General features: G+C 50.9%; 23 protein-coding genes and 3 pseudogenes. 14 read left to right on the forward strand and 12 right to left on the reverse strand.

Features of this window, described 5'->3' with window-relative positions:
- Nucleotides 1–1,011: a RepB family plasmid replication initiator protein gene (locus tag ACE3MN_RS26795; protein ID WP_064349902.1), complete on the forward strand. Its 1,011-nt coding sequence runs from the start codon at nucleotides 1–3 to the stop codon at nucleotides 1,009–1,011.
- A gap of 468 nt (nucleotides 1,012–1,479) precedes the next feature.
- On the opposite strand, the gene ACE3MN_RS26800 is transcribed toward ACE3MN_RS26795, so the two are convergent.
- From ACE3MN_RS26800 to ACE3MN_RS26810, 3 genes are all read right to left on the reverse strand, one after another.
- Nucleotides 1,480–2,265: a site-specific integrase gene (locus tag ACE3MN_RS26800; RefSeq protein WP_110277161.1), complete on the reverse strand. Its 786-nt coding sequence runs from the start codon at nucleotides 2,263–2,265 to the stop codon at nucleotides 1,480–1,482.
- Nucleotides 2,266–2,316: 51 nt separating this feature from the next.
- Nucleotides 2,317–2,709 carry a hypothetical protein gene (locus ACE3MN_RS26805; protein ID WP_163556868.1) on the reverse strand — a complete coding sequence of 131 codons (393 nt, stop codon included), beginning with the start codon at nucleotides 2,707–2,709 and terminating at the stop codon, nucleotides 2,317–2,319.
- A 110-nt stretch (nucleotides 2,710–2,819) separates the two neighbouring features.
- Nucleotides 2,820–3,758, reverse strand: coding sequence for a FitA-like ribbon-helix-helix domain-containing protein (locus tag ACE3MN_RS26810; protein ID WP_064349895.1), 939 nt, complete (start codon nucleotides 3,756–3,758; stop codon nucleotides 2,820–2,822).
- Nucleotides 3,759–4,333: 575 nt separating this feature from the next.
- Here ACE3MN_RS26810 and ACE3MN_RS26815 point away from each other — a divergent pair.
- Both ACE3MN_RS26815 and ACE3MN_RS26820 read left to right on the forward strand, forming a co-directional pair.
- A complete protein-coding gene (locus ACE3MN_RS26815; RefSeq protein ID WP_042015168.1) occupies nucleotides 4,334–4,954 on the forward strand; it encodes a hypothetical protein in 621 nt (206 codons plus the stop codon).
- 263 nt (nucleotides 4,955–5,217) lie between these two features.
- The gene (locus ACE3MN_RS26820; protein WP_042015169.1) at nucleotides 5,218–6,591 is read left to right on the forward strand and encodes a hypothetical protein; all 1,374 of its coding nucleotides are present in this window, start codon (nucleotides 5,218–5,220) and stop codon (nucleotides 6,589–6,591) included.
- Nucleotides 6,592–6,708: 117 nt separating this feature from the next.
- Here the strand turns inward: ACE3MN_RS26820 and ACE3MN_RS26825 are convergent, their stop codons facing one another.
- The 3 genes from ACE3MN_RS26825 to ppl form a co-directional block, all read right to left on the reverse strand.
- The gene (locus ACE3MN_RS26825) at nucleotides 6,709–7,632 is read right to left on the reverse strand and encodes a J domain-containing protein (RefSeq protein ID WP_225373452.1); all 924 of its coding nucleotides are present in this window, start codon (nucleotides 7,630–7,632) and stop codon (nucleotides 6,709–6,711) included.
- Nucleotides 7,633–7,713: 81 nt separating this feature from the next.
- The gene (locus ACE3MN_RS26830; protein ID WP_375364406.1) at nucleotides 7,714–8,475 is read right to left on the reverse strand and encodes a hypothetical protein; all 762 of its coding nucleotides are present in this window, start codon (nucleotides 8,473–8,475) and stop codon (nucleotides 7,714–7,716) included.
- A gap of 87 nt (nucleotides 8,476–8,562) precedes the next feature.
- Nucleotides 8,563–11,244, reverse strand: coding sequence for an anti-phage protein Ppl (ppl, locus tag ACE3MN_RS26835; RefSeq protein ID WP_375364407.1), 2,682 nt, complete (start codon nucleotides 11,242–11,244; stop codon nucleotides 8,563–8,565).
- A gap of 358 nt (nucleotides 11,245–11,602) precedes the next feature.
- Here ppl and ACE3MN_RS26840 point away from each other — a divergent pair, with 358 nt between their 5' ends.
- From ACE3MN_RS26840 to ACE3MN_RS26850, 3 genes and pseudogenes are all read left to right on the forward strand, one after another.
- Nucleotides 11,603–12,685, forward strand: a complete 1,083-nt coding sequence (locus ACE3MN_RS26840) for a transcriptional regulator (protein WP_225373458.1) — start codon at nucleotides 11,603–11,605, stop codon at nucleotides 12,683–12,685.
- Between the two features lies 1 nt (nucleotide 12,686).
- The gene (locus ACE3MN_RS26845; protein ID WP_375364408.1) at nucleotides 12,687–14,906 is read left to right on the forward strand and encodes a P-loop NTPase fold protein; all 2,220 of its coding nucleotides are present in this window, start codon (nucleotides 12,687–12,689) and stop codon (nucleotides 14,904–14,906) included.
- Nucleotides 14,907–15,025: 119 nt separating this feature from the next.
- Nucleotides 15,026–15,177 (forward strand): annotated as a pseudogene (locus ACE3MN_RS26850) (VapC toxin family PIN domain ribonuclease); the annotation flags it as partial.
- A 146-nt stretch (nucleotides 15,178–15,323) separates the two neighbouring features.
- Here ACE3MN_RS26850 and ACE3MN_RS26855 read toward each other — a convergent pair.
- Nucleotides 15,324–15,518, reverse strand: coding sequence for a hypothetical protein (locus ACE3MN_RS26855; protein ID WP_042015175.1), 195 nt, complete (start codon nucleotides 15,516–15,518; stop codon nucleotides 15,324–15,326).
- A gap of 512 nt (nucleotides 15,519–16,030) precedes the next feature.
- Between ACE3MN_RS26855 and ACE3MN_RS26860 the strand changes: the two are divergent.
- The 4 genes and pseudogenes from ACE3MN_RS26860 to ACE3MN_RS26875 all read left to right on the forward strand — a co-directional run.
- Nucleotides 16,031–16,430, forward strand: a pseudogene (locus tag ACE3MN_RS26860) (hypothetical protein); the annotation flags it as partial.
- A gap of 243 nt (nucleotides 16,431–16,673) precedes the next feature.
- On the forward strand, nucleotides 16,674–17,108 hold the full coding sequence (locus ACE3MN_RS26865; RefSeq protein WP_042015176.1) for a hypothetical protein: 435 nt from the start codon (nucleotides 16,674–16,676) through the stop codon (nucleotides 17,106–17,108).
- Nucleotides 17,089–17,376 (forward strand): hypothetical protein, encoded by a 288-nt coding sequence (locus ACE3MN_RS26870; protein ID WP_225373448.1) that lies wholly within the window; start codon nucleotides 17,089–17,091, stop codon nucleotides 17,374–17,376. The genes ACE3MN_RS26865 and ACE3MN_RS26870 overlap by 20 nt, the downstream gene beginning before the upstream one ends.
- A gap of 407 nt (nucleotides 17,377–17,783) precedes the next feature.
- A pseudogene (locus tag ACE3MN_RS26875) lies at nucleotides 17,784–18,904 on the forward strand (IS3 family transposase).
- A gap of 457 nt (nucleotides 18,905–19,361) precedes the next feature.
- On the opposite strand, the gene ACE3MN_RS26880 reads toward ACE3MN_RS26875, so the two are convergent.
- Complete coding sequence (locus ACE3MN_RS26880) at nucleotides 19,362–20,228, reverse strand: hypothetical protein (RefSeq protein WP_185927444.1); 867 nt, start codon at nucleotides 20,226–20,228, stop codon at nucleotides 19,362–19,364.
- A gap of 395 nt (nucleotides 20,229–20,623) precedes the next feature.
- Between ACE3MN_RS26880 and ACE3MN_RS26885 the strand changes: the two genes are divergently transcribed.
- Nucleotides 20,624–21,385: a glycoside hydrolase family protein gene (locus ACE3MN_RS26885; RefSeq protein WP_142446370.1), complete on the forward strand. Its 762-nt coding sequence runs from the start codon at nucleotides 20,624–20,626 to the stop codon at nucleotides 21,383–21,385.
- Nucleotides 21,386–21,420: 35 nt separating this feature from the next.
- On the opposite strand, the gene ACE3MN_RS26890 is transcribed toward ACE3MN_RS26885, so the two are convergent.
- The gene (locus ACE3MN_RS26890) at nucleotides 21,421–22,059 is read right to left on the reverse strand and encodes a hypothetical protein (protein WP_142446369.1); all 639 of its coding nucleotides are present in this window, start codon (nucleotides 22,057–22,059) and stop codon (nucleotides 21,421–21,423) included.
- A 290-nt stretch (nucleotides 22,060–22,349) separates the two neighbouring features.
- Between ACE3MN_RS26890 and vapB the strand changes: the two genes are divergently transcribed.
- Genes vapB through ACE3MN_RS26905 form a run of 3 tightly spaced genes read left to right on the forward strand, consistent with a single transcriptional unit; the run spans nucleotide 22,350 to nucleotide 23,272 of the window.
- On the forward strand, nucleotides 22,350–22,580 hold the full coding sequence (gene vapB, locus ACE3MN_RS26895) for a type II toxin-antitoxin system VapB family antitoxin (RefSeq protein ID WP_142446368.1): 231 nt from the start codon (nucleotides 22,350–22,352) through the stop codon (nucleotides 22,578–22,580).
- Nucleotides 22,577–22,993, forward strand: coding sequence for a type II toxin-antitoxin system VapC family toxin (locus tag ACE3MN_RS26900; protein WP_142446367.1), 417 nt, complete (start codon nucleotides 22,577–22,579; stop codon nucleotides 22,991–22,993). The genes vapB and ACE3MN_RS26900 overlap by 4 nt, the downstream gene beginning before the upstream one ends.
- Before the next feature lie 33 nt (nucleotides 22,994–23,026).
- Nucleotides 23,027–23,272 carry a hypothetical protein gene (locus ACE3MN_RS26905; protein ID WP_142446366.1) on the forward strand — a complete coding sequence of 82 codons (246 nt, stop codon included), beginning with the start codon at nucleotides 23,027–23,029 and terminating at the stop codon, nucleotides 23,270–23,272.
- Nucleotides 23,273–23,337: 65 nt separating this feature from the next.
- On the opposite strand, the gene ACE3MN_RS26910 is transcribed toward ACE3MN_RS26905, so the two are convergent.
- The 3 genes from ACE3MN_RS26910 to ACE3MN_RS26920 all read right to left on the reverse strand — a co-directional run bounded on the left by ACE3MN_RS26910 (nucleotide 23,338) and on the right by ACE3MN_RS26920 (nucleotide 25,959).
- Nucleotides 23,338–23,919 carry a methylated-DNA--[protein]-cysteine S-methyltransferase gene (locus ACE3MN_RS26910; RefSeq protein ID WP_227550542.1) on the reverse strand — a complete coding sequence of 194 codons (582 nt, stop codon included), beginning with the start codon at nucleotides 23,917–23,919 and terminating at the stop codon, nucleotides 23,338–23,340.
- A 130-nt stretch (nucleotides 23,920–24,049) separates the two neighbouring features.
- Complete coding sequence (locus tag ACE3MN_RS26915; protein ID WP_142446365.1) at nucleotides 24,050–24,997, reverse strand: LysR substrate-binding domain-containing protein; 948 nt, start codon at nucleotides 24,995–24,997, stop codon at nucleotides 24,050–24,052.
- A gap of 47 nt (nucleotides 24,998–25,044) precedes the next feature.
- Nucleotides 25,045–25,959, reverse strand: coding sequence for a DMT family transporter (locus ACE3MN_RS26920; RefSeq protein WP_375364409.1), 915 nt, complete (start codon nucleotides 25,957–25,959; stop codon nucleotides 25,045–25,047).
- Between the last annotated feature and the right edge of the window lie 115 nt (nucleotides 25,960–26,074).

A 26,074-nucleotide genomic window follows, 5' to 3' on the forward strand; every position in this document is an offset into this window, starting at 1 on the left:
ATGACGAGCGAAAATAATAGCTTACCTCTGAATCTGCAGGAGGTTGATAAGAAAACCGGTGAAGTTGTTAAGCTGGATGTCAACAGCACCAGTACCGTTCAACCCGTTGCGCTCATGAGGCTTGGTCTCTTTGTTCCTACGCTGAAATCGACAGGAAGGAGTAAGGCTAACCGTAAAAACGTCACAGATGCGACTGAGGAGCTTGTACAGCTGTCTATCGCGAAGAGTGAAGGGTACACCGACGTCAGGATCACAGGATCGCGTCTGGACATGGACACGGACTTTAAAGTCTGGCTTGGGATCATTCGCTCCATGTCAGAGTATGGCGTAAAAAAAGACACGCTAGAATTGTCTTTTGTTGAGTTCGTTAAGATGTGTGGTTTCGATTCGCGGCGTTCAAACAAAAAAATGCGCGACCGTATCAGCAACTCCCTGTTCAAACTGGCGACCGTCACGTTGAAGTTCCAGAATGACACCAAGGGCTGGACCACACACCTGGTGCAGTCGGCTTACTATGATATCAACGAAGATATCGTGGAAATCAAGGCCGAGCCCAAACTCTTCGAGCTCTACCACATGGACCGGCGGGTGCTGCTGCGGTTGAAGGCGATCGACGCCCTGCAGCGTAAAGAGTCTGCTCAAGCCCTGTATACCTACATCGAAAGCCTGCCTCAGAACCCGGCGCCAATCTCCATGAAACGTATGCGCGATCGGCTGAATCTTACCTCAAACGTGTACACGCAGAACCATACCGTTCGCAAAGCGATGGAGCAACTGCGGGATATTGGGTATCTGGATTACACCGAATTCAAACGCGGACGGGCAGCCTATTTCAGCGTGCATTATCGCAACCCGAAACTGATCAGCAGTACTGTGAAGTCGCCTCGCAAAGAGGAAGAGGCGCAGTCTCCTGAGCAGAACTATGATGAGGTCATTAAGGCTTTGAAAGCCGCGGGTATCGATCCTCAGAAGCTGGCCGAAGCGCTCACCAGTATGAAGCCTGAAAATTGACTGTAGTACGCAAAAATTCACTGCGGTATGCTCTTATTCTTCGTTATTGACTGTGATACGCATCACGCATAGCGCAGTCAATTTAACTCTTTTATCCTTCATGCTTCCACGCATTAAATTGACTGTTGTATGGGATGTTATACGAAAAAACACTGATATTGACTGCGGCATGCACTTTAGGCGAGTAACGCGTTCCATGTATTGACTGAGAGATGATGCCCTGCACACCACAGTCAATTTTTAGGCCGCCGGTGATAGCGCATTTATGTGATATAGCGGATGCGGCGTCACAGTAATCGATAAATATACCCCATCGGGCCCAGACCGGCTCACCGTTTGTTTCTGCGAATTAGGCTTCATAAGTCCCCATAATCGCTCCCGCCGATGAGCGCAGGGAGCCATAAAAATGTTCACTATTGCGAAAGCCACAGCATAACTTGAGTTATTTTCCATAGCACGGCGCTCGCGTTATCGTTGGGGGAGCTGTTTCATCAGGGCCACCGCTTCAGTTTCCGGCATCGCAAACTGCACGCGGTGCCGTGCCGCGATGTCGAGCGCAAACACTTTCGTGTAGATCTCCGTTGAACTCACTGACTTGTGACCCATCAGCGACTGCAGCACCTTCAGGGGAATACCGGCATAGAGCATGTGCATGGCGTAGGAGTGGCGGAACGTGTGCGGTGTTACTGGCACAGAAAACGTCACACCGTCGGCCGCAGCGGTATCCACGGCTTCATTCAGCCACGTGCGGACCGTCCGGTCGGTGATCTCCCAGATACGCGCTTTTTCAGTTCTGCCGCTTCGCTTATTGCGCCGCTCGAGCGGAATTTTCAGCGTGGCCACCATCATCTGCAGCTGGCTGACGTACTGGGTGTCCGATAACGGCACCAGTCGGTGAGGCAACGTGCCTGCTGGCAACCGCCCGGCCGTCCGAGTGGATTTTTCGGCGCGCTGCTTAAGGGTGGCCAGCTGCACAAACGGATACGGTGGCGCCAGCGAAAAATCTCCCCGCGTCAGCGCCAGCGCTTCGTTAATGCGGGCACCAGTATTCCAGAGGGTGGCCAGCAGCATCTTGCGGTGCAGATCGGGGACGTAATGGAGCAGGGCGCTCACTTCGGGCGCCAGCAGATATTTCGGCAGTTCGTCCTGAACGAGAGCCATCTGGCGCAGGGCCAGGGCAGCAGGGTAATCGATGGCCACCGGCAGCTGCGCAGCTGAAAACGAAATGCCCTGACCTGGTAATGCCGGCATCATTGATTGTTATCCTCCGTGTCCGCGTATTGCTGTTTAAGTCGCACCAGTGCTTTATTTGCCAAACAGCGCTGGCATTTCATCAAACATCATCACATGGCGGGTCCGCTTCCCGCGAAAAATGCGCCGCATCATCGGCGTAAAATCACAGGGCTCCCAGCCATAAGGCCAGGTATAGTAAATCCCGTCCTTCAGTGTGCTGTCGCGTCGCTCAGGTCCCGCAACGATACGTCTGACCTCCCTGCTCAGCGCCTCACCGCGCAGGCCATACTGCCCCAGGTAGCGGCGCAGCCGCGTTCTCGGCATCCGCGGGTCGGATTTCACGTAAGCATTAATATCCATATGCTGCGTGGCGGTGATGATATTCATGCCGTACTTGCGCATGGTGTGGAAGGCGACGTTCATCACGTCTGTGCCTGTCTGTCTTTCTTCACTGATTCTGTCCATATTGTTTCCTGTCAGCCTGTTGAATTTCACCTTCGGCCTCAGCAGTTCCCCGGGTTCTTAATTCTGGCCAGTAAGCCCAAAACATCCCAACCCGTGACGTTTGTACCGGATCATTCATCCTGGTGGTCAGTATGTCCGGAAGCCGTATCCGGCCCGGTGGCCGCAGCCACTTCCTTCAGTATCGGTGTCCAGCCGCCCTGAAACCATTCTCCCGGATCTTCACCGTTGAGTACCTGCTGCAGCCAGCGGGCCGATGAACGGCGGGGCGAGTCCTGGAAATAGACGTGATGATGCTGGCCGATGACCGTCCAGAAATCAAAATCCGGGTGCTCCGGCGTCCAGTCATAAGTGTTGATGGACAGCCGTGCACCTTCTGTTTTGAGAAAGAGGAGAAACCTTTTGAGGTTGCCGTATCCGCCGCTTCCCATGCCGCTGCGCAGGTAAAAACTCTCCGTGACAACGCCGGGTGTGACCCGCTTCGTCTGTATATCCTGACGCAGGATGATCAGGGTGCCGTCATGCCTGCCGCCGGCTATTCTGAGAAACTCAAACGTGTGGTCGCCTGTACTGCCGACGGGAAAGAAAAACTCCCTGTACCCCGCAGAGCCCAGGCGGACAAACGGAAAAGGTTGCCCGCTTTCACCCAGAAGCCAGTCCGCCGAGGCATCAAAATTCCGGGCGATCGTATCTGCCAGCGTAAAGGACAGCTCCTGGCGTCCTTCCATGATATCCATCAGCACACCCGGCGAGGTATCCAGTTGCCTGCCGAAGCGGACCAGGTCAAACGTGTCCGGCGGTCTGGCTCCGGCAAATTCCCGGAAGTAATTGTCCGCCATGAGCCGGTTGAACAACCACTTCAGCCGCTTGCCCGTTTCATGCTGCCAGCGCTCCCTGTCAGACATCGCGGGCCCGGCCTGAACCACGGGCTGATAATACTCCCGGAGGGCAATCCGGATCTCCCCCTCGAGGGAACGTTCATTTTTCATTGCTGACTGCTCAATGCGCGCAAACAGCGCATCGTCAACATTTCTGGCCTGGATCTTCGCCATGACTCTTTCCTTGTGCAAAACGTATTCAGATTCGGTAAATAGTCAGGATAGTAAACATGAAGCCTGATTTACCGTGAGCAGAATGAATGTATACGCAATGATTCATTTTGTACACAACGAAAGAAAACCACACATAATAAGCAGAGAAACAGTCACGCTGATAAATTACCGGATGACCATTCCGGCCTGATCCGATTTACTGCAATTTAACGGATTTCCGGAAGTGTACCACGCACACGAAATAACCACATCGCCCTTTAATGGGGGTGATCGGGCGGTCAGGGGGCAGGGGAGGAACACAACATATAGAAGAAAACGCAGCTGACGGAGTGGCACATCTTGTGTCAGTGGGTCGCGGCGCGCCAGAGAGGGCATGGAGATCCGGAACTTACTTTTTTCGGATCTGATTAAAAAAGAAAAGCCGGAAGGTCATTTATAACTGTGAGTATCTTGCACATAAATTTGTTCATGATATGCTGAAAGCACAAAACTAATAAACTCATAAAATAAGATTATAAGTTGTTGTTATAAGCATCATTATATAAATGATATATATTCTCAGATAAGAGGTAATCATGCCTACGAAACACATTGACGATGCTACCGCTGCTCAGCTGGATGATCTCTATGTCCGCTGCGTGACCCTGACTCAACAGCCAGTAAAAGAGGTGGAAGTGCTGCGTCTGGCGATCCAGACCGGGATCGGCAATATCTCCGATAACGACATTCTCGCCTCGATGGCAGTCAAAGCAACGGTCTGGGAAAGACTTGCTGGCGACGTCTGGACGGAGGTAACAAAGGAATGGCCTGCGGCAGGTATTCATTCCAAAAATTTTAATGAGATGGCAGAGCGTCACTCTCCGCTCTGGAAGACTTTTACCAGCAACGTCTGCAGGGATGCTATCCGTTCGGTGCTTAAACGGGATCTGGAGAATAATCTGCTCAATGATCTTTTTGGCTGGTCCGAAGCCTTCACGGAGGAAGAGAAGGAGCGGGAAGAAAAGGAAAGGAATCAAAAAGATAAAGAATACAGGAAATCTCTGCACTTCCTGGACGGCAGGTTATATTCATCGTTGTCAGAGCAGGAACAAAACATTGCAGTCTATTATAGTGAGCACGGCTCGTTTGTCAGCTTCACCCCTGACGGAAAGGACGATTTCCAGGTTCAGGTACAGCTGAGGGAAGACGGTCAGTGATACCCTGTTTTCCACAGCCGATGCAGGAGCGTGGGTGTCTGGAGGTCAAGCACGAGAAGAGAAGCCATGACAGCCTGGTGTCGCTGTATATTCCCTTGACGAAGGGAACAGGGCGATAGTGGAACTGGACGGAATCCACATCGCCATGACGTAGGTCGAATATCTGTAGCTGGAGACGGCTCTATTGGTGGTGGCCACGCCTGGAGCGACACGGGTAACGGCAGAGCTTCGCGCCTTGTAAGGGGAGCTGTGAGGAGACACATATGTACAATAACCTGCCGTCCCTGACGGAAAGCATCCTCTGGGATGAAAGGCTTCTTTCAGCGGATTATGCTGCACTAAGTGAGGACGCACTGCGGAGTGCCCTGGAAGATTATCTGCAGGGGGTTAACGCAAGTCGCGGTGAGTGGCATCCCCCGGAAGCATCTCTCCTCAGCCTGTGGATTGCCCGCCACGATCAACTGGCACTTTACCGCCCTGGATTACTGTCTGCCGAACGCATAATTCTGACCGATGCCCTCGAAGAGGCGGCTTTACGTATGGACAATGTGGAGATGGTTGTGGCTACTGACCTTCTGGTACAGCGCCGTACGACCGACAGGCTACAGGGCATCCGAACTGAAGTGGCGAAGTTTGTGCGCTTCGTTAAGGATAATTTTGTGCTGATTCAGGCCGGCTTTATTGCCTTCACGCCATGTGAATCAGCCCGGCAGGAGCAGGTGCGTAAAATGCAACTCCTGCAGGATAATCCCGACAGACATTTCCTTAACGGCGTGATGCCCCCTGCAGTGGCTCAGCTTTACGAGCGCAGCCTCACCGTTCGGGGTATAAGTCGGGTGAGCGACGAGGGGCATTACCGTTTTGTGTCAGAAAAAACGCTGCCGGACGAAATCATGCTGGAGCTACGGGACTGCCTTAGCCCTTTTACTAATGCGTATATGTACCAGGAAATGCAGCCAGTCGAAGTGAAAGAGGACGGTACATTCAGGGCAAGGATCACCCGCGGTAAACACGAAAGCCGTAAAGGGTATGATCGGTGGGTGCGCGGAGCCATTAATCGGAGTATCTACTTTCATTATCACGGGCTGCTTACCGATATCAGTCAGTCAGCCCGGACCGGCGCCTCACTTGTTACCCGCTGTCCACTTCAGGGCAAAATCCTGCAAAAGCTGGACGCATCCGGAAGACTTTCTCGCCGGATGCTAGAGCTTGACATTCCGTTTCTTCATGACCTGTCGCTTGAGGACATCTTCCGGATCCGCACAGATTATGAGCCGAGTGTGACTGCGTTCAGGCGCTCGCTGCGCGACGCGGCTCTGGATATGGAACAGGCCTCCGGCGCCGAAGCCATCCGCCTGCTGCAGCAGCGTTTCCGGGAGCGTATCGCCGATGAGGGGCTGGAGGAGCTGCGACAGAAACTGAGTGCCTGGAAACGGCAGAGTCTGCAGGATACCGCCCTGCTCGCCTTACCAGCCGTTCTGGGGTTCATGGGTGCACCGTCGGTTTCAGCACTAGCCACCGGTGCGGCAAGTCTTATTCAGGCAGCCCTGGGAGCCTGCCGCAGTCACAGTGAGATCACCCGCCACCCTTCCTGGTTTCTGTTTCGTACTTCTGAAAGTAAACGCCTGAGGCGGTAAATGCCTCAGGCCACTCTGAATACATCATAATAAATATTGACAAATGCCAGTTAAACCCGTCGCAATTCAGCGTGATTTCACAATCCGTCAGTGCAACCACCTGTCTCCAAAGCCCTTTCAGAACTGGCTATCTGTAATTTCTGATAAATGGGTATTGCCGTTCCTGACTGGATACAGAGTGAGTGAGCCTTCTGTGTAGCTAACTTCACGACCTGATGTCTGCTCAGTAAAAAGCATCTCTTCTGATATCTGACTGCATCCGGTAACTATATCCTTTATTTTTACTGCATAGCGACCGGGCTCGACACTTGTGAACAGCAGTTTCTGATGGGCGGGTAAGAATGCTTCTCTGACCGCGTTATGAGTGAATTTATTACTGGCATAAACCAGGCGGACAAACAGATACTGATTGTTTACTGAATTATCCAGTTCAAGAGTGGATAATCCCTTCTGCTGATCATTGTAGGCGAGAACGGTGGCATTCTGTGGCCATGGCTGCCCGTTGGTATATGTATAGACACCAGAAGAACATGAGGCGCCGGAAGACTGTGGCGCTGATTGCTTTTCTCCGGATGTACTGCTGACAGAATTACTGCTGTCGTAAAGGTAAAACCCTCCGAAAAAAACAACCACTATCAATATCCTTTTTGCAAATGATATCCCCATTTGCTTAAAGAAATGAATAAGTGAGGAGGAATCAGGCTCCCTAATATGAGGCGCCGGCCGGATATTCCGGACAGGGGTATCCTGAGAAACTGTCTCTTGCATTTCCCTTGCTTCCTGATTTTCCAGTGCCCGTACTCGCCATTTCTCTTTAGTAATCCAGGAATCATGCAGTCTCCGTTTCTCAGGGTCTGAGAGAACGACATACGATTCATTGATAATTTTCATTATGCGGGCACATTCAGGATCCTGTTTATTCAGATCCGGATGGTATTTCTTTGCAAGTGTCCTGTAGGCGGCCTGGATAATTTCATAAGGCGCGTCCTGAGAAACTTTCAGATTGTCATAATGGGTTTGAAACCCGGGGTTTTTCTTCATATTTTTCCCATCAATAGTTCTGGGCAGGAATCTTCCCTGGAATAATAAAATAACCGTGCTTAAAAAATAGCAGCAATGGCGCTATTGTTCTCTTTTTATGTCTGCATCACGGATGAAACCATTATTATTATAGATCTCCAGCTTGTTATTTCTGATAAGATAAAATGCACCGAACTTATCATTATTTTTAATGAATTTTTGCCCCTTTCTGGTCAGCAGATACTCTCCGCCACTACCGTCACCGTTAACACGTTTCAGATAGAAACGTTCGCCCTCCTGGTAAATAGTCAGGGTGGCATTAAGGTAATCGGGGGAACCAACATCATCATACCAGATCCCCGTTACTTTCCTGGCTGAGGAGGATTGCTGTTGTGAATCAGAGACTTTCTTGAAACATACAGCTACATGTTGTGTTCTGTTGTCAGATAATAAAAATCCACTCACCATGTCCACACCCGATCTGATCATTGCATTATTCAGATCCGGGGTACAAAACCTGGTTTCCCATGCTTTGGTGATGGCCAGATTTTTCATTTTCGCAACAGCGTCTGTATCAGCACCAGGCACTGACATCAGTTCTTCTGCCGTTGTATTGAAATCAACCCGGTATGCATTAAGTGGTGATGCTGTTGTCTGGTACGCCTTAAGGTATCTTATTTTATTATTTTCAGACGCCACTCCGACTTGTTGGCCATATTTTACAAGGTAAGAATTCATTCCTTCTGCTGCGACAGAAAATGACACTCCCAGACATAAAGCGATCATCACACAGTTTGTCTTTGTTCTCATTCCGTTTTCCATTTTGAGAGTTACTCTTTTTTTACAAAGATTGCTCCCCGGCATCCAGATCCTTCATCTCCGGGCAGCTTTTGTAACCAGTCGTTTATCCAGCCGTTGGTAACCGGGTCATCATGAGAATTATTCAATTCTTCAGCTGAGAATACGCTCATAACGTGAGCGAAAGGCTTTTTCGCCGCCTTCCATTTGCCGGCAAATAAGAGCCTTCACCGGTGCCTCCTGAAGCGCACCACACAGTCCCGGGTAGAGGCCTGTACGATCATGCTGCATACTGATAACGTATTCTGCATCTCCGTTGACTACGATAGGAGCAGAATGCGACACAATAATCAGCTGCCGGCGTTTTTTGTTCGACATGATAGCGGGGATCACGCTCATGCTCAGCATCAGGCAGTCAAGGTCATCCTCTGGTTGATCAAGCAGGAGCGGGTCGTTACCATAAGACAACAGGAACTGCAGCATACTGGCCCCTTTCTGACCCGGTGAGGCAGACGAAATGTCGTCCATCTGTCCCCCAGGCGTCCGGTAACGGATGTGGATACCATCATCAGGATACCAGCATTGCAGGGCATCCAGCTGTGATTCATTAAGTCCTTTAAGTCGATTTCGGAAACTACCATGCAGCTCTGTCCCCGCGCCCGGCCTGTCGAGGCAGATATCGAGGTGCAGTGCTTTTAGCGTATCCAGTACCGCGTATTTTTTCTCTGTAGCAGCGGGCAACGGACTGAACGGGCGTTCGCTGATAAAGCCCTGCAGTAATCCACTACCGTCATTGTTATCGTAAATGCGTTCGGAAAAATTGCTGATACCAGTAACACCCTGATAACCTGAAACAATGTCTTCATATGGGGCACAAAGGGGCAGGATTTTGATCTCCAGATCGCGAAGCGACAAAGAAGAAAGAAATGCCTTTCTGTTATCCGTCAGTGTCATCCGGTGGGTACGCATTTCAGCCTGCAATTGCTCAGACCTTGCCACAGAAGAGGTGATTGCCTCTTCAAGGCCGTCGTAATTTCGAAGATCGTTTTTCAGAGACTCACAGCGCGCCATAAGCTCGTTAAGGATATCGGGATTGAGCCCCTGAGTCCGCAGAGCAACGGCCTCACGCTCTACGTTCGCTTCCTGGTCGCGCACAGTCCCCCCGAGGGAAGCAAAACTTTGCTCTTCCCTGATGACAGCGAGCTCTGCAACGCATTCTGACAACAGGGCATTGAGACGCTGATCATACTGCTCTTGCACAGATAACAGGCGCTCCATAAATATTGTGAATGGACCGGACGGATCTGACGGAGCTGCGGTTGCCTGCTGCGGCTTATCCGCCAGTGCCTGAATAGTTGAAATGCGCTGCTCGTAGCGTTCGAGGGATAAGGATGCAGCAGACAGTTCGGCTCGGGCCCGGGCCAGACGGTTGCAAACCGGGTAATAAGCGCTTGACTGCAACTGGCTGACAGCACGCTCTGCGTCGGATAATTCCCCCTGCAATGTGCCAGCACTCACCTTCCTAGAGCGTAGGCCACGTAAGGTGATTTGCTCATTGAGATATTCCCTTTCCAGTTGATCCCAGCGTTCTTTCCAGGCCCGTTTATTAACCACAGGACTCTCATCACAGACACGCAGGAATGCCCCGGTATCCGAAGCCAGCTCATAGAGCATTTTCTGGCTGTAAACCGAGAGTGGAAAACGATCGCCTGACCAGTGACTATCAGGTACCCACGCGCCTTCGCTGAATATATGTAATTCATGATTACCATCGGGGCGCCAGCTGAGCCTGAAATCGGTACCTTCTTTGCGGAACACGCATTCGATGAATGAATCAGCCTCCATCCCCGTCTGACTGAACTGGGTCAGCTTTTTAGTTTGCGTCGCAGTTAACCCTTCGGTCTTACGCATGGCCAGGCGAATGCTTTCGATGAGTGTGGATTTACCGCTGCCCCGGGAGCCGATAACAGCATTATAAAACGGACTGAATTCCACTGTGGCCGCCTCCTGGTTCGCAGGATGGCAGAGGCGTGTTCTGAATTTCAGACTGTGTAAATACGAAGCAGGTTCTTCTGGCGGAAGCTGATCGAACAGCACACAGTTTTCCGGATCGAGCAGTGCATGCCGAAGACCGTCGAAATCAGGTGAGGACATCTTCAGCCAGCAGGTACGGACACCGGCTTGTTCGGGATGGTGTGCATCTGAGCCCCTGAGCAACGGTAAATCTTTAATCAGACGTCGATGTGTACCATCAGTAATGTCCTCTGCACGGTGGCGAATCTCCACTGCATGGGGATTGGCCTGAAAAGCAGCTGTCAGTTCTCCCTGATTAGTCAGGCTTACCAGAACGCCTTTAACCGCATCAATGTGCGCGAGGATGCAGATTGCCTCCGGATTACGACGGATGTTACTTATGATTCCGGCTGGCCCCAACTGAAGAACAATCTCATGGTTAGGGACATCACGCGGAATAGGGCAGTTGTTGTTACACTGGGCCAGAAGCCTTTCTACATCGGCACCTGTACTGTTCGTGTGCAAAACTGCCAGGATATGAACGTTACCGGTTGCCGTCAGTTCCACTCCTGGGAAAAGCGCCAGCGGTCGAAAGTCCGGAATGTAACCGGCACTTGCGTCCTGATACATCCGCACCAGTTCATCTTTCAGCGAATCAACCCAGGCCCCACTGTTATGATCGCTAATGACAACACAATCTACCTGCTGTCGCATGTAGGCAAGAAGCCATTCCCTGGGCGTAATGTCCGGAACTCTGTAATCATGTGAGGCCGGGGTATGATTATGAAAATCAAATTTGTACCAGCGCGATCCTACCGTCATTTTTCCTTTTCCATGCCATTCCAGAAGTCTTCCCACTATAGAAGCATTAAGATGCAAATCCAGAAACATTCTGTCATATATAAACGGATTAATATGTTGTTCCAGTCGCCTTATTTGGAACCCAGTATGTAGTACCAGTTGCTGACAGTGAACAAACGGCAGGCGCACCTTTTCCGCTTCTACTTTTTTCGGATCTCTGCAGAAATGAGAAAGAAAAGATGAAAATATAGCATCTCCAGCATCACATTTACTATTTAATGATTAATCACACATTAAAATAATCAATTCACTTAAAAATACACATCCTTTCCTGTGCTATGCTAGCATAAATATCAAAGCAAAGATGAGAGTAGCAATGATGCTGAGCCAGCTCAACCTGCGTTTTCACAAAAAACTGATCGGAGCCCTCAAGGCGAGGGCAGGGGCAGAAAATGTTTCCGTCAACGCCTTGGCCGAACGCTTCCTCGATGACGGCCTGAAAACGGCCGCTGCTGGTGACGGCTATTTTCAGCTGGTCGCCGATCCGGATGCCACGGCCCGGCAGCTGTATCGCAAGATAGTCGCCGGCGTGTCCTGGGAGCCGGTCTCCCGGGACGAACTGAGGTTTATGCTGGTTAGCGCCCGACAGGGTTACTTGCGCGGACGCCACCGCCTGGTTACCCGGCCGGCACTCAGCACGCTGCTGCAGATCGTCCGGGAGCTTCTTACCTGGCAGGTGGAACAGGACAGGGTGCGGGACGAGCATTATTTGCGAGGTACCTACCGGCTGCACGACGGGGATCTGCTGGCAGGATATGACCGGTTTCTGGCCGGATTGCGCCCGGTCATCGACCATGCCACCGCCGAACAACTGCTGCGCCCGCTGGAAAGTGGCTGTCTGGAACTGACAGATTTTCCGGATTCCGTGCTGACAGGGAGTTTCACTCAGGCCAGACTGAGGGAAATTTTTCCGCTGGTTCTGTACGGGCTGGAGCGGACCGAGAGCCAGGTGGAGGCCTTGGTGCAGGATATGCGCCCGCTCATCCCGGCCGTGACGCAGACTATTGAAGCCGGTACGCTGCGCCTCGATATTCAGATCGACGGGCTCCCGGCGGGGCAGCGTCCAGGCGCGCTGTACAGGACACCGAAACTGCATATGATTCTGACCGGGAAGGAGTTTGTGTTCCCCTGCGGCTGGGTAGCATTTTCTGAACTGCTGGGCCTGCTCACCCTGTACGCCCGTCACCCGGAAGCCCTTCAGCACGGTCATCAGGGGGAGCGGGTGATGTTCTCTCCGCCGGGCAGTGTGATGCCGGAGGGATTTTTTGGTATTGACGGGGTGCGGATTTTTTTGCCGTCGGAGGCCTTTGAGACGCTGGTCCGGGAACTTACCACGCATTGTGTTGAAGGTACGCTGGCGGAGGCCCTGACCGGGCTGCGTGGCCTGTACGGAGATTTGTGATATGACCAGTAATAAAGCGATGCGACTGGATCAGTCCGTCACCCGTTATGAGCAGGATCGTTATGGATTCCGCCATGTCGCAACACAACTTGCCAAATCTATCCAGGCGATTGGTCGGGAGGGGAGCGCTGTCATTGGTATTGAAGGTGTATGGGGATCGGGGAAAACCAGCCTTCTGAACCTGCTGCGCTCGACTCTGGATGAGCAAATGGAAGACAACACCTTTGTGCTGAATATTTCTCCCTGGCTTGATGGCAGCGAGACCAGTCTGGTGGAGTCGCTTCTGATACCGGTCGCAGGAATTATTGCGGAAGAAGAAGAAAAGCGTATGTCAGAGGAGTCTCTCCGGCAACTGAAAAGACGAAAGGAGCTGACAGCAACGGCAGATAAAGTTTTGCGATATGCCCAAGCAACGGCTCGTCATTTGGTTCCTGTCGCTGAAGCTGCGGCTCTTGTCGGAGCACCAAATGCAGGTAAAGCTCTGAAAGCGCTGGCATCAGTACAGTTAAGTCAAAAATCACTGTCTTCTTCTGAGTTACGCAGTCAAATCGCAGATAAAATAGCCGAACTTGATCTCAGCTTCATCATTCTGCTGGATGATCTTGACCGACTGGAGCCGGCTCAGGCCATCGAGGTGATCCGCTTGGTTAAATCGGTGGCCGACTTTCCCCGTTTCCGTTACATCCTTTGCTATGACAAAGCTGTTCTGGCACAGGCCATCTCCCGCGGGTTAGGGGTGGATGATGGCAGGCTGTATCTGCAGAAAATTGTCCAGATCGCCTTCAGTCTGCCACGCCCTGAGTCATTTGTTTTACGTCGAGAGCTCCTTGAAGGGGCAATCGAACTTTACTCTTCAGTTAACGGTGCTTCACCTGATACTGGGCTCCTCAGTGATCTGGAACAAGTGGCTGACATCTATGGAAGCACTCTGAAAACCCCACGGGAAGTACAGCTGGTTCTCAATGCACTGCGCTTTCACTATTCAGGGATCCGGGACTATGTCTATTTGCCGGATTTATGTTTTCTGCATTTGTTACGTATCACTAATCCAGGTCTCTGTGACTGGGTGGAGGAGTATCTGACTGAGCGGTCCATCGTGGAATCCGGTGACGGGCGTGTTAGTAAGGAAGAACAAGAAACCCTGAGTAAAAGCCTGGCTGAACATCTTTCTCACTATTTTCCTTTACAGGCTCATTCCGCCTATCTGCTGAGGAACTGGGTTCCGGGTCTCTCTGGTGGTATAGGGGATCATCCCATCAAGCTTTTCAGGGAGCTGAGCGACATAGAAAAAGGCCTGATGACGACGCAGAGGAGGCTGGGAAGTCAGGCTTACTGGCGCTATTACTTTGCATTTTCATCTCCGCAAAATATCCTGCCCCCTGAGTACTTTGACAAGATATTCGGCCTGGCTTCCACTGGCAAAAAACAGACGGAGTTGTCGGATGAACTGCTTGGAAGGATTAATGGTAAGGGGATTTCATCCCGGACTTGGTTTGAGCATATCCTCAGCCAACTGACAACGCCGGTGATTTCACAAAGAAGCGCTTCAGAGTGTCAGGGCCTGTTACAGTTTTTCTTTCAGTACGGCGATGAAATGATCGACCGGTATCTGGCTCTGAACAGCTGGTTTTCTTTGTACGAGCTGGATACTAACAGCGTGGCCGATCGGTTATTACAGCGTATGTACGAAACAGAACCGGAACACGCGCTTGAGACATTGCGCAAGCTGCTTCTCTGCGGCCGAGCCTGGAGATGGATTGCAGAGTATTGCCGGCATCTGTTGTGGCAGCACGGGCTTCGCGGCAACCTCGCGCCGGGCGAGCTGGAGCAGTGGCTGCCGCCTGACAGACTTAAGGGGCTTTGTGAAGAACTTGCCCACCGACTGAACAGTCCGGTGACTACCAGCCAGTTACCGTCAATGTCTTCCCTGACCGACTATATCTGGGCATGGTGCGATATCAGTGGTGTCGAGGTGATACGGGAATGGATGAAAACCCGGAGCAGAAGAGATGAGGACTTTCTGCAGTTACTTCTGCTTCTTCGCTACAAAGGGACCAACTCGGCAACCGGACGTTACCAGGCACTGAAACTGTCGCAGTTCAGTGAATTTCTTGGAGAAGAGCAAACTCTGCGGCAAAGGCTTGAAAGCATTGAGAAGGAAGGGAAATATCCCGAGCTTATCAACGAAGTCAACAATTCCTTAAAGAAAAATCGCTTCTGATAACGACTAAGGGAAAATGGTACGAAATTGACAAATCCCTTTTAAAGACGGGGCATCGAGGAGAATACTTCCCCCAACCACGGGTAGCCAGTTGATGCGCTCTGCACGCGCTTTGATGCCGTGCTGCCGTGGATGCTACCACGGAGAACAAGGCGGCACTGGCAGCCGCTGAGACACCGATCGACCGAAAGACACAGCGATTGCAGAGCCCGCCGTCGCGGCTGGTAATATCCTGGTGGCGAATAATATGCGAGAGTTCGAGCGAGTGCCTGTCAGTCTGCGGGCATGGTTTTTGTCGCGGGGTTTGTGGATAGTTTTCTGCACCAGGCGTCTTTCGCTACAGGGTATTGGTGTTATGAGCTGCTGACGCTGAGGGCCGAGGTTTACCGGAATGCAGAAGTGATCCTACACGGAATTTCACTGTAATTCGCCCTTTTCACCGAAGCCGCGCGGCGTGGGATGACACCGCTGCTGAGGGAACTGCACCGCACCATTTTCTGGCGGTTTAGTGAACAGCAGTTCTTTGACGAAATTAACACGATGATAAAGGTTATGCGGTTTGAGCCTCTGCAGGCTGAAAACGATCCACTTATCTGAAACGAGAAAAGCCATCCCGAGGGATGGCTTTTCCGGTACTAACTTTAACGCACGGGTCCGAAGAAATCCGCGCCTTGATGGGGTAAATCTACCAGTAACTGGTACGACCGTCAATCTGACCCTCAGTTTAGCCCGGGAGGGCTGTATGCAGCTGGCAGACTATATCTCGGCCGGGCGGCTGAACATTTACACCGACGTGATGAAGCTGAAACCTGGTGAATAACTGGGCGGATATAACTGGAACAAAGCCGTTTCCGCCGCCATGCAGCCGCTGATGCACTGCCTTGAGGTGACGCTGCGTAACGCCATTGATTACAGTATTCGCCATGCCCGACTGCCCGGAGCTGCCGGACACTGGCGAACCGATACCAACTGGATCTTTGATTTACCTCGTTATATCGGTGACAAGACCTGGATACGCCAGAATAAGCGCGACAAAACCGATACTCGTGGACAGAAGCTCATGCATCACGGGAAACCGGTTTATGACCGGACGGCCTGGGAGGAAGACTGTATCCGTAAGGTGTCAAAACGCGGGCTGGCTGCGCACCCTGCGCGCCCCGAACCTGCTGCTGGCCGTCGAGCTGACGGAGGCCGGTCGCGGCATTGCAGAACTGCTCTACCAGGAAGAACGCGAGGCTGAAATGGCACGACAACGGCTGACAGACATTCGGCGTCTGCCGTTACGCCAGACGGCTGTCGGCGACGCTGTGGAGCTGCAGCTGGGTGATGGCCATTACTCCCTGCGGGAAGCGGCCTACGTGATCCGTCTGGATGGTACCACCTGCCTGGAGCTGACGGATGCCAGCGGCAAGCGGCATACGCCGGATAAAAGAGGGCGATCCCCTGCAGGTGGCCAGCTGGTATCAGACCTGTTTTGATGCAGGCCTGCCGGTCACTATCCAGGTGAATGAGAGCCGGGACTGATCGCCACCACACAAGGAACTTCATTCATAAATCGCACCGCACGATCGCCGAGGAAACCGGCTATAGCGTTTCGACGGTCTTCCGGGCTTTCTAAGAGGCGGTTGAGCGATGCCTTGAATGCTGTGTTTAAAAAGCAGCCCGTGAAGCACTACACGGTACCGAAGGGATGCAGGTCATAGCCCCTATTGCTACGTGTAAGCAGCTGAGGCAGAATACATTACCCAATTTATACTGGTCATAATCATGGATCCGAAAACGCCAATTAAGTACCTCCGAATGATGAAGTCAGATGATGAGAATCGTCCTCTTGTCATTGTTGGCGAACGTGATTGCTTGACGGTTCGTACAGGGTTAGAAGGAAAGATAGAACAAGGCCAGATTGTCGATGTGGTTCTTAACGAAGATGGTCACTTCATTCATTTGGCTCAAGGGCTGTCATTGACTGTGCCGCCAAAAGAAAACATCCCAGAGCACTTATTCAAGCCAGCCAGAAAGCTCGTATGCTTCACAATTGCATCAGGGATCCTTGAAGAAAACGAGCATTTAATGTTCTATAAGGATTCTGAAACACATGCTATGATTGTCCCAAAGCATGATATGCACATTAAAGATTACCAGCGACATCTAGAAGAAACGAAACCTCTTTGGGAGGTGCTAAATGATGAAGATCAACTATAAAGACAAATACACGAAAGCGCTCAATGAAATTATTGCGAACGGTGCAAACCGACAGGCTATCTTTGTTCTGTGCAATTCTATGGTTGAGGCATACGGTCGTTCAGGCGGCTCTCTCGCCTACGAGCTTCTGAATGATGCGTTAGATCTTGAGCTGCCTTCAGACGCTGAGAATGTTGTACTGGACGCTTTGGATGCGCTCAGCGGGCAATGTAGCCCTGTCAGTTTCATCGGCTCCGGTGATTACCATCGTGCGGCCCAAGCAGCCTAACAACAGTACAACAGCTGTCACCAAATGAAACCCCGCCATCAAGCGGGGTTTGTGTTTTTTGGCGGTTGCTTTTGCATTAAAAAAATGCCCCTCTGCAGGTGCCTTCCTCGCTTAGCTGTGAAGACCGCGAATCCGAACAGCACAAAAAGACCGCCTTAAGGCGGTTTTTTTGTTTGGGTGGCGAATAAAAAAAAGCCGCCCCTAAGGACGGCTAGATACTTTGTAGTTTTACCGCTTTCCAGGATCCGGAATCCTGTTAAAAGAACCAGTTGCTAAGCTGCATAATTGCTTTAACTAGACTAATGTTTGGCCTAGGCTTTGGTATATCAGAATTACTGACCTGCTCCCCGTTGATTAATACACCGCGATGTTAGTAATGTCTTCATAAGCCACATGAGGACATCCCCATGAAGAAGCGATTTTCCGACGAACAGATCATCAGTATTCTCCGCGAGGCTGAAGCCGGGGTTTCGGCCCGGGAACTCTGCCGCAAGCATGCCATTTCAGACGCCACCTTCTACACCTGGCGTAAGAAGTTCGGTGGCATGGAAGTCCCCGAAGTGAAGCGGCTCAAGTCACTTGAAGAGGAGAACGCTCGTCTCAAGAAGCTACTCGCTGAAGCCATGCTGGATAAGGAGGCGCTTCAGGTGGCCCTGGGCCGAAAGTTTTGACGACAGACCAGAAGCGGGAAGCCGTGGAAGTCATGTGTGAGACAACGGGTCTGTCGCAACGCCGTGCCTGCAGGCTGGCTGGTCTGTCACTTTCAACCTGCCGTTATTCGGCTCAGCGTCCGGCTGCTGACGCACAACTGTCTCTACGCATCACAGAGCTGGCACTTGAACGCCGCCGGTTTGGTTACCGGCGCATCTGGCAGTTATTGCGCCGGGAGGGCCTTCACGTCAACCACAAGCGCGTTTACCGCATCTATCACCTTAACGGTCTGGGTGTAAAACGCAGGCGCCGCCGTAAGGGTCTGGCGACTTAACGGCTTCCGCTTCTTCGCCCGGATGCGCCGAACCTGACATGGTCGATGGATTTTGTCATGGATGCTCTTGCCAGCGGCCGCCGGATTAAGTGCCTGACCTGTGTGGATGATTTCACGAAGGAGTGTCTGACGATCACCGCCGCTTTCGGGATTTCAGGTATTCAGGTCGCGCGTATTCTGGACAGCATTGCGCTGTTTCGTGGATATCCTGAGACGATAAGAACCGATCAGGGCCCGGAATTTACCTGCCGCGCGCTGGTTCAATGGGCCTTTGAACATAGTGTTGAGTTGCGCTTAATCCAGCCGGGCAAGCCAACTCAGAACGGATTTATTGAGAGTTTCAACGGTCGCTTTCGGGATGAATGCCTGAATGAGCACTGGTTCAGCGATGTTCTTCATGCCCGGAAAATCATTAATGACTGGCGGCAGGATTATAACGAGTGTCGACCTCATTCATCGCTGAATTACCAGACGCCATCTGAATTTGCAGCAGGCTGGCGAAACGGGAAGCATGAAGAAAAATCAACCGACATTACTAACTGAAGGTTGTATCTAATACTGGGGGCAGGTCACCATGATAATTATTATCTAGAAAAGGATATATAATGGATAAAAATGAACCATCAATATGGCCTCCGTACCACGCCTTCTATATTCAATCTATGTTGTTCAATACAACATCAGTTCTACAGGTTTTTTTACCCGTCAGTCAGTGACCGGAGAACCACATCCATAATGTGTGCTGATAGTGACTTGACTGGCTGGCTTCAAGCTGCAGTCCTCCTGTCCAGCATTCATCCGAGAATTTCAGCGCTTCTTCACCGTGCGTTGCTCCGGTGCCCGACTAGTCAGCCAGCGGGCCTCGACTTCCTGACGTGTTCTCTTCATTGCGTTTTCCTCACGGAGTTAATAACTCCTTGATCCTGCCCGTCACAGCTCCTTTTTCGCATCGAACCATTTGCGCAAAAAACCTTAGTCCTGCTCCGAGGCACGTTTGTTTTCACACACTGATGCCTGACTTCCTCGGTTTGTTCGTAACGGGAGTCGCCCAGGCTCCCGGATAACCCGCATCATATAATCTGGTACGCAGCATCTTGACACTGTCCACGGTGACAGGCTCATCGAGATCGAGGGAAACAGAGGCCAAGGTCGCCAGACTTGCGTCAGTCAGCCGAAAATTAGTCGGCAAATAAATGTGTGCTGTGCGCAAGTCCCCTTTCATGACCCGGATGTCATGCAAATTACTGAACAGCCGGCGCAGGAAATCCGGCACCGCCGCTCCTCGTGCATGGACGATAGCTTCATCGCTCCGGTCCATGAAAACTACCACGGGATTTTCTTTCGCCGTCACCTGCAGGAGCTGCTGTAGCGAAGGCCAGTATTTGCAACCGAACTGGGTGCGAAGTCCATGAAGCTTTTCACGCAAAAAAGAGCGGTAATGTCCGTTCTGGCTGGAGGCTGCATCAATCAGATCGACGATATGGGCTGTATGTTCAATGTCAAATTCATTGCGGTTAAGAATATCTTCCCGTTCAGTCAGCATTCTGCCGAGTTCTGCGGCCTTTTCGGCAATACCCTCATTCAGGACAGCTAGTCTTGAGTGGTCAGCCTTCAGGCGTGTGTGGTGCTCACCAGTTCCGTAGGCCCCGGCAAAGAATATCTGTTCCAGCAGATTCCAGCACTGTTCCCCGGTAAGCGCATGCCGCGCGATGTCATTCCACACCTGATTCATCTCTGTATCACGTGAAATTAGCCTTTCGAGCACAGGCCAGAAGGGCTTTCGCAACTCCTTTTCTAGCAGATCGTCACGGTATGATTTCAGTATCCCCATCACATCAGTGGCAGTACAGGCAGGGTTGAATTTCATCTTTTTTCCTCATCAGTTTTGCTGTCACGGCCATTATCTGCGGGTATCAGGGGAATGTCGGTAACACAGTAGAAGAAAATTTTTAGCGGCTGTGTTACCCGATTCCGGAACAACCTTTTTTCGGATCTCCGCAGAAGAAGAAAAATATTAATGCTTATATTGCAAAAATACTTACAGATAATTGTTTAATTTACATTATTGCGAAAATTGCATTAATTTATTTGTATTAATGTGTTTTGTAACAGAGTAAGTGTTCATTGATGATAGTTCAACACCCGGATCAAAAACTAAAACCATATTGTTGACACAGGAACATTTTGAGGCGTAACCTACGATTACTGTATACATATACAGTTAATTGATTCGGTTTTATTAACGTCAAAGAGGATTTTCACATGGGTATTGAAGACTCAAACCAGGGACCAGGCTGGAATGACCATGACACACCTTATGGTCCAATTCACAGTTATGATGGCAATGCGGGCTCTTCCAGCTATGGCGGAAGTTCTGGCGGTAATGGCGGTAATCGTCATGAAGGGATCACGGATAAAACAACGATTAATATTGCTACCACGAAAGATTATAACGGTACGCGTATGACAATGTGCGTTAATAATCTGAAAGATCATGAAGGCTTTAAAAACAGCATGTATAAAGATACGGCTGGTAATATTACGGTAGGTATCGGCCATATGCTGGCCACAGCTGATATGGCCGCTGGGTTGCCATTTACCCGAACGAAAATTACGCATGGGCATGGTGACGATATGGAGCACGAAGAGGCCGTTTCGAAGGCTGATATTACTTCTGCATTTAATAACTTTAAAAAGGACTCTAAATCTATTCCTGCCAGCCTGCACCTTTCAAATGATGCTGTTATCGGACAGTGTATTAAAGACGTTCAAACCACAGAAACAGGCTTACGGGGTCTTTACTCTGGTTATGATAATTTCCCGAATGAAGGAAAAACCGCACTGGTAGATATGGGTTTCAATCTGGGCATCGCTAAGCTAAAGAACGATTTCCCGAATTTTAACGCCGCAATTAATCGTGGTGACTGGAATGGTGCGGCGGATGAGTCTCACCGGACGGGTATCGGAGAAAAACGTAACAACGATACCAAAGCACAATTACAACAGGCTGGCAAAAAGAAATAATCAATTATAAAGGCGCTCTCTGAGCGCCTTTATAATCACAACGGGCTGTTTTCATCAAGCCTGGTGATCTTCCAGACACGATTGTTCATATCATCAACACGATAGAACACCTTGTCACTGGCCGTGCCGCCAATGGAGTAACCTACCAGAGCGACGATGTTGAGAAGATTTCCTTTTTTATCCGCAAAAGAATAGTAATTATCCAGAACATAACCGGTAGAGCTGGCGACGGATTCTAACCGATCGTCCCTCGCTTTCAGGTCGGGTGTATAGTCGGCAATCGTTTTATCCGCGTAGTGCATCATTACATCCTGATGCTCCTCATTACTTACGATATAAGCCGAACTGGCGGGAAAGTGCTGGAGAACATCGGCCAGCGTTGGTTTATTTGCATTGACTGGCGACATGCCGTGCTCAATCGTGTATGCCTTTAGCCAGCATGAAAACAAAGCATCTTCAGCAGTATGGTAATCAGGGTCTGAAAGTTCTGGTAATTCTTTGACCGTTTCACCTGCTTTCCGCAAAGAGATAAAATCGGCACAGGATGAAACTCGAGCCTGATTATGGTCGCTCAAGACCAATGTCAGCGGTGAATCATTGATTACAAGTTCATCTGCTGCAAGTGCCGTGGTACTTAAAAATAACGTTGCGACCACACATATAAAACGTTTCATAAAATAACCTCCATCAGCGTCGAAGTATCCTGACCCCAGGCTGAAACGAAAGCAAGCGTCCGATGAGAGATTGCATTATTTTTGCCGACTTTGGACTTTTTCGGATCTGCGGTGAAAAACGAGAAGGCAGGATATGCTAAGAATATCCATATGCCTGGCATCTGCATAGGTCCGACATACGCATATACTCACCATCTGCATATGCGTTACATATACAAACCCGTTCTGAAGGCATATACTTCACCTATGTGGGAATACTCCCTGGCACACTCAGCATATGAGGAAAAACCATGCGCACAGTTTCGATTTTTAAAAACGGCAATAACCGCGCCATCCGCTTACCCCGGGACCTGGATTTTGACGGCGTCAGCGAGCTGGAGATCGTCCGGGAAGGGGACAGTATCATCCTGCGTCCCGTCCGGCCGACCTGGGGCTCGTTCGCGCAGCTCGAAAAAGCCGAACCGGATTTTATGGCGGAGCGCGAGGACGTTGTCAGCGACGAAGGACGTTTTGATTTATGAACAAGACCTGGATGCTCGACACCTGTATCTGCTCGTTCATCATGCGCGAGCAGCCGGAAGCCGTACTGAAGCGCCTGGCGCAGGCGGTACTGCGCAACCAGCGTATCGTGATCTCCGCCATTACCTACGCGGAGCTGCGTTTCGGCGCCACCGGCCCGAAGGCCTCGCCGCGCCATGTGCAGCTGGTCGAGGCGTTCTGCGCGCGTCTCGATGCCGTCCTGCCCTGGGATCGCGCCGCGGTGGACGCCACGACGGACATCAAAGTGGCGCTGCGGCTGGCCGGGACGCCGATCGGCCCGAACGACACCGCGATTGCTGGGCATGCCATTGCGGCCGGCGCCATCCTGGTGACGAATAACACGCGGGAATTTGAGCGGGTGCCGGACCTGATACTGGAAGACTGGGTGAAATAATCCCGAAAAATTTCCGTTACGGAGATGACAGACATGAATTCTGAACACACCGACTACGGCTGGCTTTTCAAAACACAGGAAGAGGAAATTTCCGGAGATATTGTTATTGACCTGGAACATCTGCCTCCGGAGCTTAAACAGGCCGCTCTTCAGATTTTATTGAATCAGATTGACCGCGATACGGCAGAGAAAAAACTGGCCGAATTAATACAGCAACTTGAGTTTGATATCACCGCAGCAGAACTGTCAGCCTATCTTTTTAAACCGGGCCATGCCTGACCGCTTACCCGGTAGTCATACCAGTGAAGCCCCTCAGAGGACTTCACTGCTGCGGCGGGATCAGGTTACAGAGCCGTGCCTCTGGCCGGCACCGTCAGTGAGCGGATATCGACGCCCTCGAGCTTCAGTAGCTGGATTTTTCTTGCGATCCCTCCGGCATACCCGGTTAGGCTGTTATTGCTTCCGATCACTCTGTGACAGGGGATAATGAGGGAAATGGGGTTGTGCCCGACAGCACCGCCGGTGGCCTGGGCTGACATGCCGGGTTTTCCCATCACTGTCGCCACATCCCGCGCCACTGTCCCGTACGTGACACATTCGCCGTAGGGGATTTGACACAGCCGGCGCCAGACCGCGAGCCTGAATTCGGAGCCCCGGGGCTGCAGTGGTAAATCATTCGGCAAAGGGGCAAGACCGGAAAAATAGGCGTCCAGCCAGTCCCGGATCTGAGTGAACACCGGCAGTCTGTGCTCAGTGACACAAGGCAGGGCGTGATTAGCCGCATAATATTTCTGGCCGACAAACCAGAGACCGGTGAGATAATACTCGTCTGCGGCAAGCGTAATTTCACCAAGAGGTGAGAGATACCGACAGAAATATGCGGTTGGTGCTTCCCGCGATGAATTTAAAGGCATAGGGATGCTCATAAAATACGGTGTTTCATGTTCGGCCAACTCATGAATTTGCGACAGAAAACAGTCTTGCCACTTCAGTGCTTTTTCACACTAGCGTACAGGCCGCCCGATTCCTGTCCCGGATGCTGCAACATACTGATATTCATCCTGCTTCACGGTATTTCTCTTCACAGTCAGTACGCGGCGGCGGAACTATAAGCGTCTCAGAGCAGCCTGTTTGATGACATATACCTGTCAACCACTCCATAAATCGCTGAACCATCCAGTGACGACGCGTTCCTTCACGATACATGAACTGGCAGGTACTGTAAGCGGTGGGAAAGTCCGGCAAAAGCCTGACAAGGGTTCCGTTTTCCAGTTCCGCACGAACAAACTGTTCATGTACTAACGCGACCCCTTGTTGTAAAAGGGCGGCGTTGATGAGGCCAAACTCATCGTCAAAGCATCCGCCACGCGAATCCGCGACCCGTTTTACATTATTAAGCGCGAACCATTCATTCCAGCAGTTCAGGCTGATGTTTTTCAGCAAAGGGTACTGAAGCAGCTGGTCGGGCTGAGTGATCGTCGCGCCATTCAACAATGCAGGATGGCAAACAGGAATGCGCGCAGATTTCCACAGCGGGACAGAGCTCAGGTTATCATCGGGAAAAATGGACAACGCTAACCAGATGTCGGCGTTATCTATTTTTAGCTGTTCTTCTGACTGACAGGCTCTCAGCGAAAGGCTGATCCGCGGGTTCTGTTGCTGAAAGGAGTTCAGGTATGGCAGCAGCCACCGGTAGGCAATGACCGGTAACGCTGAAATGACCAGCTGGTTCTGAACCGGCGGAACAATCTTTGCCCAGCCGTTTTCTATCTCTTCGAATCCGCGTCCAACCGCATCCCGTAAGCTGAGTCCGGGAATACTCAGCATCAGGCGTTTTCCCTGTCGGGAGAACAGTTTGATCCCCATTTGTTCCTCAAGATGGCGAATTTGCTGGCTGACAGCACCGGTAGTGATACACATTTTTTCTGCAGCAAGCTTCATGCTTCCCTGACGGCTGACTTCGATAAATGTCCGTAATGAAGATAGCGGAATATTGTGTGACATAAAGTCCCTCTCCCGGCACTGTGCAGCACCACTAATTAGTCATAATATTATTTTGTTGCTTCACTCTTTAAGACCGTCGACGCTTTTTCCGGACTGACAACCAGCCACACGGAAACGCATACAATTAACGCTCCGATAATAAATCCTTCGTTAATGGTTTCCCCCAGGGCCAGATATCCCCACAACACTGCGAAGGGAGGAATTAAAAAAGTAACCGTGAGTGAACGTAAGGGGCCAATATCAGCGATAAGCCGGAAATAGAGAATATAGGCAAAGGCAGTACAAATGAGACCGACGGCTACCACGCTTGCCCACACGTTTCCTTGCAGCCAGTTAATCGATGGCCCGGTCGTAGTGCTCCAGATAAAGAAGGGCAATAAAAACAACGTGGCACCGATCTGACTGCCAAAGGCAACGATTTTCGGATCAAGCCCGCCTTTATTTGAGATCCACCGGCGCGTCAGGAAACCAGTAACACCATAACACCCGGTCGCCACCAGACAGGCGATGACACCGGTGAGGGTTTCACTGGTGGACTGTGATTCACCGATGGTGGTAATGACCATAATTCCCACCAGGCCAAGCACCACGCCGCCCCATTTCCGTGCCGTCAGCGTTTCGCTAAAGAAAGCGAACCCAATTAATGCGCCCATGAGCGGTGTCGTTGCGTTGAGTACAGCAGAATATCCCGCAGGTAACCATCGTGCAGCGAGGCAATACATGAAAAAAGGCAATCCTGAATTAATTACACCCAGAATCAGTGAAGATTTAAATTTCCCTTCAAAGTTATATTGTGTCTTCAGAACAAAAAGAATGATTGCAAGTCCAAAAAAACCAAAAAATACACGAAGGAATGCCGTGTTAATGGCCCCAAATTCCGGAGACGCTATACGCATAAACAAAAAGCTGGCTCCCCAGATGGCGGCAAGCAGTATTAGCCGGATATAGTCTACAATACGCATTTCAACACCTCTTTTTATTAAAGGAAAAATGTTGTATATATGACTCAAGTTAACAAAACTTAAACATAAAAAAACTGTAAGAGTATGTCAGTAAACACACAAACAAGTTTTTCTT

Origin of the sequence: Klebsiella grimontii, from assembly GCF_042137965.1 — a bacterium.
Lineage (GTDB): Bacteria > Pseudomonadota > Gammaproteobacteria > Enterobacterales > Enterobacteriaceae > Klebsiella > Klebsiella grimontii.